We start from the raw sequence: 9799 nt of genomic DNA on the forward strand, positions 1-9799 counted from the left end.
GGATATTGGTTGGTACCTGATGGCGCACTATAACCAGCGGCGTCCTCATGCGGCTAATGATGGCCTTTCGCCTGCGGCGAAAGAAGAAAAACTTAAACGACTGTCCGGAATTAGTTGACCACTACAGGACACCCATTCACATATTTATCTCGCTATTTATAAGGGATACAATCAAGAACTCGGCGGACACACTGCGTTTCGCCCCAAATAAATCTACATAACTATGGATGGTTGGCTATGAACATTCGATTGCTTTGCCTTCTCGCTTCTGCCCTGTTGTTGACAGGCTGCCCTTGGGACAAAAACGAGAACAATCCCCCCAGTGCGGAACAACGCGTCATTGAACTGCTGGGCAAGCCTGCTGAAGATCTAACTCTGGCCGATTTCGCCCCCCCCACTTATGACTCTATCGATGCTTCCGATGTTGCGTTCGAGATCGAGGCAGAAGAAGACTTCGGAAGTAAAGCCCCGGCGTCACTCCAGATCAACGGAGGGAATGAGGATAGCTGCGTGAAGAACGCCATGGGCGACCCAATCATTGAGGCTGGCCATAACGGCAATGGACAGGTAACCGTCAACCTGGTCGGCCTGGAGAAATGCCCCAGCTTTGAGCTGCCCTTTACAAAGATTGAATATATTGTCCTTAGCATCACATTTGACGATATTCAGATCGTCGATCAGTTCAACAATCCGGTCGATATTGTTGGCAAACATCTCAGAGAACTGGATAACCTGAAATTAATAACCGCATCCCAACGCGGCCTGATGAGACTCAAAGCCACAACAACCTTTGATGAATTCAGCCTTTCGTTTGACTCCAGGGCCAAATACAAGATGCACCAACAAGGCAATATTGCTCAGGCCTGTGATCTCACAGGAAACTTGGAGGGTTGCGTCGGCACCACCATTGATCAGATATCGTTCCAAAACATTCCCGACTCTACGGAAACCAACTACCGCGAGCTAAGAGCCAATACTCTCTATTACCAGGCAGACGCTCCCTTTTACTACGGGGGTACCGTCGATTTCCAATTCAACAACTGGAACGGCACCATGCAGTACGGCGACTCTGGTTTTGACACCCCGACCTATACCGCCAGCAATGAGCTCAATGAAACCATCACTGGCAGCTATGAGAGCCACGCTAATAATATGTTAGTCAAACCCCGCACCAATGGTACGTTCGAGCAACCAGTAGAAAGCGTTGCCAGCCAGATCCAGCAGATCGCCAAGACCGCCATTCATTCGGCCTTGCGCGAAGCAAAACCGCACTAACAGCCTGGCACCACCCGACCAAGGGTGGTGCCGCCTCCCCCCAACCACCGCCCCCATTCTCAATACTCGCCTGGGTTTCATGCTCCTACCTCGGAAAACCCAGTAAGAAACCAATGAAATTCAGAGATCAACTTCAACAGCAGTACGACCGATAATTAGCTCATTCGCCGAATACAGACAATCTCAGCCATGAGCATCCGCTTAACCCTAGCGATCATCCTGTTTTTATCCATCGCCTTCTTTGGTTATCAAGAAGCGAGGCATCAGCAGCAAAACACCGACAACCTCACCACCAACAACGCAATGCATCACCTGTATTCGCAGCAGGCACTACATACTCGCGTGCTACAAGTGCATTTCAAAAAACAGGTTCAGGAATGGAAGGACTTTTTGTTGCGAGGTCACTCACCAGCCGACCGAGAAAAATATTGGCAACAAATGCTGCAAGAGGAACACAAAGTCACTCAAACAGCACAACTACTTCACGATCTGCTGTCTGAAAACCCATCGATTCAACAAATCATTGCACGCTTCCAGAAAGAGCACCTGATGCTCGGTAAGAAATATCGTGAAGCTAAACAACTATATTTACAAACCAAAATCAATCCGCACATCGTTGCAGATACCTTTGTGCGAGGCATGGATCGCCGCCCAACCGACCTATTAGACATCGCCATTGGCATGACCACCATCCACTGGGACAACCAACAGGAAAAATCTTTCCAACAGGAAATTGAAATCCAACAAATTCAATCCCGCGTTTTCACACTATCCCTGTTTCTTTGGTTTTTACTCACTGCGATCCTGGTAAAAAAGTACATCCTCAACCCTATTCAGTATGCCACCAGCATCGCCACCGATATTGGCCAGGGTAAATTTGGCAATGAAATAAAACAATATGGCGGCAAGGAAACCCGGCTTCTTCTTAACGCCATGAACACAATGCAATCTGCCATATCTCACAATACCCAGCTACTCATTCAGCAAAATCACGAACTTGAAAGCGCCTATAAGAAAGCCGAAATTTCCAACATTACCAAATCAAACTTTATTGCCAACATGACGCACGAGCTGCGCACCCCCATCAATGGCATCCATGGCGCGCTGCAGCTTATTCATCTCGGGGAAAACAACCATGAAGAGCTAAACAGCTACTTGAAAATCATTGATCAATCCAGCAAAAATCTCAGCCACATTATCAACAACATACTTTTGTACACAAAAATATCCACTGATGATTTTGTGGCGTCCAAACAAAAATATGTATTACAGGAAATAATAAACAACACAATCGATGTTCACACAAAGGAAGCTGCAAAAAAAGGAATTTCTCTGACAAAAAACATCGACAGCAACATATCAATTTACAATGACGCAACACTTTTCAACGAAGCAATTAATCAACTTCTCAAGAATGCGGTGACGTTTACCAATACCGGAAAAATAGAAATATCGGCGAAACATCAAGGAAACGATCAACTTGTTGTCACCATTAAAGACACCGGAATTGGCATGCCCAAGGAAAAAATAAACTACCTTTTGCAGCCATTTACCCAAAACGAAGAAAACTCCAATCGATCCTACGGCGGCACAGGCCTAGGACTGGCTATTGTCAAGCGTATTGTCATCCTGCTGTCCGGAGAAATGAAGATTATCAGCGACACCAATCAGGGAACTGAAGTCACCATCAGCATTCCAACAGAATGCTAACACCCTAATACAGCCACTATTTGTCGCCTAATTTCCCAGCGTCTCACTACGATATAATAGTGACGACCTATCGAGGAAAAAATCCCATGACAGCTGATGTCATCAAACTGGGTTTGCTTGCACCCCTCACAGGCATTGTAAGCATCTATGGCCAGGAAATATCCAACGCAGCAAACATAGCCTGCGCAGAAATCAACAAAAATGGCGGCATACTTGGCAAGCAATTACAAATAATCATTGAAGATGATGGCAGCTTGCCTGACAGCGCAGTTCCTGCAGCAATCCGCCTAGCTGAGCAGCACCATTGCAGCGCAATGATAGGCACGCTGCTATCCAATTCGCGAATTGCAGTTTCAGAACGGGTTTCTGTCCCTAAAAAAATTCCGTTGCTCAATTTCTCATTTTATGAGGGGAGCATTTACAACAGATATTTTTTCCATTTTGCTGCCCTGCCCAATCAGCAGATTTACCACATGATCCCATACATGGCAAAGAAGTACGGCCCTAAATTTTTCTTTGCCGGCAACAACTACGAATGGCCTCGCGGCTCCATTGATGCAGCAAAAAGGGTATTGGAAAAAATCGGCGGCGAAATTGTGGGTGAACAATATTTCCCGCTGGGAACAACCGACCACCACCTTCTGCTAGAAGATCTTGCAAATTCTGGCGCTAACGTTTTTGTTCCGTACGCAGCAGGAAATGACCAACTAAATTTGCTGACACAGTTCCACAACAAGGGATTAAAGAATCGCATTGCTGTCGTCATGGCTCATTACGACGAATGCATGGCTCAACAACTTCCTGCCGATGTCAGATCCGACCTATATTCGGTCAACAGCTACTTCATGACCGTTGAAACCGATGAAAATCACCGTTATCTAAAGCAACTGTCAGCCCTGCCTGGCATCAATGGCATATGGCCAGATGGCAATGGCGTACTAACCAATTTTGGCGAAGGCACTTATCTTTGCGTGCATGCATTTGCTGCCGCAGTAGCCAGTGCTGGCTCCACCGATAGTGAAACGCTGGTGGCCACATTGGAAAATATTTCGCTGCGCTCTCCACAGGGCGATGTGCAAATGGATCCCCGACTTCATCATGCGCACATCAACAGCTATCTGACCAAATGCAATACTCGCGGCCAATTTGAAATCGTTGAATATTTTGGGCGAATTCCACCCATCATTCCTCCCCGTTACCAGCAAAACTCTGCAAACGAAGCAAAAGCATCCCAGTTACCTTCCGGCAGAAGCTCGCTTAAAACCACGGTTTCTGACGAGTTTGAAAGCAAGATTTTTCATTTTGCTGACATTGCTCTGCTTGTTACCGATGAGCACGGCATCATCGTCAAGGCAAATAAAACAAGTGAACATTTGTTTGGCTACACCGCAAGTGAACTTATTGGTCAGTCGGTAGAAATCCTGCTTCCCCCTCACCTTCGCCACCAACACCACAAACATATCCACGGTTTTGTCCACGGCAGCCATAAAATCAGGGAAATGGGAGACCGGATGGAAATTGTTGGCTATAAAAAAGATGGCTCGTTCTTTCCTGCTGAAGCAACCATTGCCAAATTCACCCATCTTGAAAAAACACACATCGTCGTCAGCCTGCGTGACACATCCAGGCGCAAGCAGGAATTGGCCGAAATTACCTGGCGTGCCACCCATGACCCGCTTACTCGCCTGCCAAACCGAAACTATCTTGGCGAACGTTTGCAAAATGCGCTCGACAGACTCCAAAGCACTAACAAACTTGTTGCCCTGATGTTTCTGGATCTGGATGATTTCAAAGTCATTAACGACAATTTTGGCCACAATATTGGCGATGCGTTGCTGGTCAGAATCGGCCAGGCACTGACCAGCATTATGCGCCCAGGCGACATTACTGCCCGATTTGGCGGCGATGAGTTCTTAATTTTGTGTGACGATCTAAACAGCATCGATGAAATTGAGCCCATTGTTAATCGAGTCATTGACGTGATCAAGGAACCCTTCACCATTGACCAGGTTCCGTTTTATCCCACTGTCAGTATTGGTGTGGTCATCGCAACCAATGCCGATGAAAATAGCAGTGTCCTGTTACGCAATGCCGATGCTGCAATGTATTCGGTCAAACAGGAAGGTAGAAATGGCTGGAAAATTTATACGCCGCAAATTGGCCACGACGCCAAACAATATCTGCACATCGCCAGCGGCCTGCGCTCAGCCGTACAAAATAAAGAATTTGAACTGGTATACCAACCTATCGTCTGCAGCAGTACGCAAAACATCGTCGGTGCCGAAGCATTGCTTCGCTGGCGTCATCAGGGAAATTACATTTCTCCCGCGATATTCATTCCCGTTGCCGAAATCACCGGCAGCATCATCGACATCGGGGCTTGGGTGTTTGAACAAGCGTTTCTGTTTCAGGCATCGCTGCAATCGCGGCTGAGCGCCAATAAACAGCCATACATTTCCATTAATTTATCTGCCAGACAGCTCAGCCAAGCTAATCTGGCCGACAACATAGATATATTACTGCGCCGCACCAACGCTGATCCGCATAAAATCGTTTTGGAAATCACCGAAACCACCATGATGACCGATGCCGATCTGGCGCAACACGTTTTGCATCAACTCGGCCGCGAACATGGTCTTAAGTTGGCCATTGATGATTTTGGCACCGGCCACTCATCGCTCAGTCGCATCAAAAAATTGCCTATCGACACAGTCAAACTGGATAAAACCTTCGTCGATGAAATTGAGCACGACCCAACCAGCCTCGCCATCAGTACTGCGGTTTGCAACATGGCTCACAGCCTTGGCCTGAAAGTGACAGCAGAGGGTGTAGAAAATCTGGCCCAGTTTGGCATTCTGCGAAGTCTGCACGTCGATAATATTCAGGGCTATTTGTTCGACAAACCCCTGTCTGCCGACGATTTTGTACAACGACTGAATGCCCAGCACAGTGGCTACAACCTGGCACCACTGCCTGCCCGCAAAGCAGGATAACGCCACTTTGGCGGCGGTCCCCGCGCATGGCACAATACCGCCATGAGCAAACCCTTTTATACTCCCGCCAGCCCGCTGCAATCGGAAATTGAAGTAAAAAAAAGTCGCTTCATCGCCCGCGCCTTAGCGGTAGAAACCCGCGAACAAGTGCAGGCCGCACTCAAACAGGCCCGCCAGGACTATCCCGACGCCCGTCACCACTGCTGGGCCTATGTGCTGGGCAATCCGGCCACCGCCAGCAGCGCCGCAATGAATGACGACGGCGAACCCGGCGGCACTGCAGGCAAACCCATCATGAACGTCATCTCCCACAAGGGCATAGGCAATGTACTGGTGATCGTGATTCGCTATTTTGGCGGCGTGAAGCTCGGCGCTGGCGGCCTGACCCGCGCCTATTCAGCGGCCACCGAGGCCGTGGTGTCGCAGTTGCCGCTGATCCGCCATGAGCCACGCATCGAAGTGCTCGCCCGGCTGGACTTCGCCCAGGAAAGAGACCTGCGCCACTGGTGCCACAGCCACCAGGCCACCTGCGGTCAAAGCATTTATGATCAACAGGTTAGCCTGAATGTTCAGCTAAAGGCCGAACACCTTCCCGCCCTGCGCGAATTTTGCGCCAGTCGTGACATAGGTCTCAGCGAGTAACATTTACTCAAAATACATCTTTATGCTACCTTAGCTGTCTACGGAGGTGCGCTATGACTGAATCGCTGTATCTTGCCATTGGCGGCATGCCTACCCTGGACCGGGTACACAAGATTTTCTATGACAAGCTGTATGCTCACCCTTGGCTGGGCAAGTTTTTCATCGGTCATGACCAGGCCTCTATCGAAAAGCGCCAAAGCCTGTTCATGGCGGAAAAAATGGGCGCCACCGACGTCACCTATTTTGGCAAGCAGCCGAAAATGGCTCACCGCCACTTGTTCATCACCCAGGAAATGTACGACCTGCGCCACCAGATTCTGCGCGACTCACTGCTAGAAGCCGGTGTTGATGGCGATAATCTTGACCGCTGGCTGCGCATCGACAACGCGTTTCACCGCCAAATCGTCAAACCCAGCGTGGAAGAGTTTTACAAATCCGGCTGGCTGTTTGAGCCGCGCGTGCTGATTAACAAACCCGAATTTACCCCCAAAACCAGCCAATAGGCCGACGCACCCACGACTTTCCGATATAATCGCGCTCATTTCACGTGATTGTTTGGAATTGTCATGCTCAACACCCTGGAAATTTTTACCTCGGTTTTTGACCGGCTCAATGAGTGGATAGGACGGATCGTTGCCTGGCTCACGCTGCTGATGGTCCTGCTGACCTTCGCCATCGTCGTCGCCCGCTATGGTTTTAACAGCGGCTGGATTGCCGTGCAGGAATCCGTCATCTACATGCACTCGCTAGTCTTTTTGCTGGGCGCCGCCTACACCATGCGTCATCAAGGCCACGTGCGCGTCGACATTTTTTATCGCGAGATTTCCCCCATCCGCCGCGCTTGGGTGGATTTGCTGGGCACCATTTTTTTGCTGCTGCCGATGTTTGTTTTCATATTCTGGAGCAGTTGGGAGTATGTTGGCGCAGCGTGGGAACTCAAAGAATCCTCGCGCGAAGCCGGCGGCCTGCCCTGGGTTTACCTGCTCAAGAGTTCCTTGCTGGTGATGGGCGCATTGGTTGTACTGCAAGGTTTGTATGACATTGTCCGCGCCCTGCTGATTATCAGCGGACGCCGTGATTACGCGTCATTGCATCAAAATGAAGAAGGACCGATGGCATGATGGAATTTTTACAAACCTATATGTCGCTGGTGTTGTTTGGCTTCGTCTGCCTGTTGCTGATGTTTGGTTTTCCGGTCGCCTTCACCCTGGGTGGCGGCGCACTGGGCTTTGCGGCGCTGGGATATTTCATCGGCTTTTTCGATGCCGATTTCCTCGCTGCCCTGCCCAATCGTCTGTACGGCATCATGACCAACGAGACACTGATTGCCGTACCGTTGTTTGTGTTCATGGGCGTGATGCTGGAGCGTTCCAAAATCGCCGAAAATCTGCTGGGCTCCATGGCTACGCTGTTTGGCCCGCTACGCGGCGGTCTGGGCATTTCGGTAATTTTGGTGGGCACCTTGCTGGCGGCCAGCACTGGCATCGTCGGCGCGACAGTGGTCACCATGGGCCTGTTGTCGCTGCCGATCATGCTGCGCCGCAACTATGATCCAGGCTTGGCTGCCGGCACCATTTGCGCCTCGGGCACCTTGGGGCAAATTATTCCACCGTCCATCATTCTGGTGTTGCTCGGCGATGTGTTGTCATCCGCCTATCAACAGGCGCAATTGAACATGGGCATTTTTTCGCCCGACACGGTTTCCGTCGGCGATTTGTTTGTGGGCGCCTTGATTCCCGGCATACTGCTGGTAGCGATGTACCTTGTGTATCTGATCGCCAAGGCCATCTGGCATCCGCAAAGTATGCCTGCCATTCCGGTGGAAGATCGCCCAGCCAATTTCAGCCTGGTGTTAGCCTCAACCCTGAAAAATCTGGTGCCACCACTGCTGCTGATTGTGGCAGTACTTGGCTCCATTATTGGCGGCATTGCCACCCCCACCGAAGCTGCCGCCGTGGGCGCGGTTGGTGCGATGATTCTGGCCGCCTTTCAGCGCCAGTTAACCTGGGCTGTGTTGCGTCACGTCGTTCGCCAAACCACGCAAGTGACGGCGATGGTGTTCATGATTTTGATTGGCGCATCGATTTTCTCATTGGTGTTTCGCGGATTTGGCGGTGATGAACTGGTTCACTCGCTACTGAGCGATCTGCCCGGCGGCGCATTTGGCGCGATGCTGGTCGTCATGCTGGTGATGTTCCTGCTGGGCTTTGTGCTGGACTTTATCGAGATCACCTTCGTTGTCGTGCCCATCGTTGCGCCGGTGTTGCTCGCCATGGGTCTGGACCCGGTGTGGCTGGGTGTAATGATTGCGATCAACTTGCAGACCTCGTTCCTCACGCCGCCGTTTGGCTTTGCGCTGTTTTATTTGCGTGGCGTGGCACCTCCCAGCCTCACCACCTGGCAGATTTATCGCGGCGTCGTCCCCTTCATCATCATTCAGTTGCTGGTGTTGTGCATGGTCGCGATGTGGCCAGAGCTGGCCACCTGGTTGCCCAACGTGGTTTATCCAGACTAACCCATAAAAAAGGCGATCCGAGGATCGCCTTTTTTGTTTTCATTTGCCGAACAATTACAACGCGCGCGCGTTGTAATAAGCCTGTTCAGAAATTGCGTGCCATGCCCCGGCATCTTTACGGAACTTGATATACGAGTCGTAAATTCTCGCCGCAGTCTTATCCTTGCCCGCCACTTCCTTAACCACGATTTCTGACAAGCGATGGAATTCTTTCAGCACATCATCAGGCAGTCGCTTCACTTTGACGCCGTGTTTTTCCACCAACGTCTGTAATGCCGCCGCATCACGCGCCGTGAATTCTGCAGTCAACTGCTCATTGGAGACGCGGCATGCCGACAGCACAATCGCCCGCAAATCCTTGGGCAAGGCGTTAAGCGCTTTTTCGTTAATCAAACATTCCAGCGTGCTGCCAGGCTCCTGCCACCCAGGGTAGTAATAATATTTCGCCGCCTTGTAAAAACCGAACGCCAGATCGTTGTATGGCCCAATCCATTCGGTCGCGTCAATCGCACCGGATTTTAATGACGTAAAAATTTCACCGCCGGAAATACTCACTGGCGTTGCGCCGGCACGACGATACACCTCGCCACCCATGTAGCCGGCGATACGCATTTTCATGCCCTTCAGGTCGGCCACAGATTTAATTTCGCGATTAAACCAGCCA

At 50.3% G+C, this 9799-nt stretch carries 8 protein-coding genes; 7 read left to right on the forward strand and 1 reads right to left on the reverse strand.

Annotated features, from left to right (window positions below):
- Positions 1-237 precede the first annotated feature (237 nt).
- The 7 genes from OEW58_13530 to OEW58_13560 all read left to right on the forward strand — a co-directional run bounded on the left by OEW58_13530 (position 238) and on the right by OEW58_13560 (position 9135).
- The gene (locus OEW58_13530) at positions 238-1275 is read left to right on the forward strand and encodes a hypothetical protein (GenBank protein ID MDH5302367.1); all 1038 of its coding nucleotides are present in this window, start codon (positions 238-240) and stop codon (positions 1273-1275) included.
- A 189-nt stretch (positions 1276-1464) separates the two neighbouring features.
- The gene (locus OEW58_13535) at positions 1465-2985 is read left to right on the forward strand and encodes a HAMP domain-containing histidine kinase (protein ID MDH5302368.1); all 1521 of its coding nucleotides are present in this window, start codon (positions 1465-1467) and stop codon (positions 2983-2985) included.
- A gap of 86 nt (positions 2986-3071) precedes the next feature.
- Positions 3072-5978: an EAL domain-containing protein gene (locus OEW58_13540; protein MDH5302369.1), complete on the forward strand. Its 2907-nt coding sequence runs from the start codon at positions 3072-3074 to the stop codon at positions 5976-5978.
- Between the two features lie 42 nt (positions 5979-6020).
- A complete protein-coding gene (locus OEW58_13545; GenBank protein MDH5302370.1) occupies positions 6021-6620 on the forward strand; it encodes a YigZ family protein in 600 nt (199 codons plus the stop codon).
- 53 nt (positions 6621-6673) lie between these two features.
- Positions 6674-7123 carry a group 1 truncated hemoglobin gene (locus OEW58_13550; protein MDH5302371.1) on the forward strand — a complete coding sequence of 150 codons (450 nt, stop codon included), beginning with the start codon at positions 6674-6676 and terminating at the stop codon, positions 7121-7123.
- Between the two features lie 63 nt (positions 7124-7186).
- Positions 7187-7741, forward strand: coding sequence for a TRAP transporter small permease subunit (locus OEW58_13555; GenBank protein ID MDH5302372.1), 555 nt, complete (start codon positions 7187-7189; stop codon positions 7739-7741).
- The gene (locus OEW58_13560; protein ID MDH5302373.1) at positions 7738-9135 is read left to right on the forward strand and encodes a TRAP transporter large permease subunit; all 1398 of its coding nucleotides are present in this window, start codon (positions 7738-7740) and stop codon (positions 9133-9135) included. Before OEW58_13555 ends, OEW58_13560 begins: the two co-directional genes overlap by 4 nt.
- A gap of 54 nt (positions 9136-9189) precedes the next feature.
- Here the strand turns inward: OEW58_13560 and dctP are convergent.
- A partial coding sequence (dctP, locus tag OEW58_13565) for a TRAP transporter substrate-binding protein DctP (GenBank protein MDH5302374.1) occupies positions 9190-9799 on the reverse strand: 610 nt, incomplete at its 5' end.

The organism is Gammaproteobacteria bacterium (assembly GCA_029884425.1).
In the GTDB taxonomy this organism is placed as follows: domain Bacteria; phylum Pseudomonadota; class Gammaproteobacteria; order S012-40; family S012-40; genus JAOUHV01.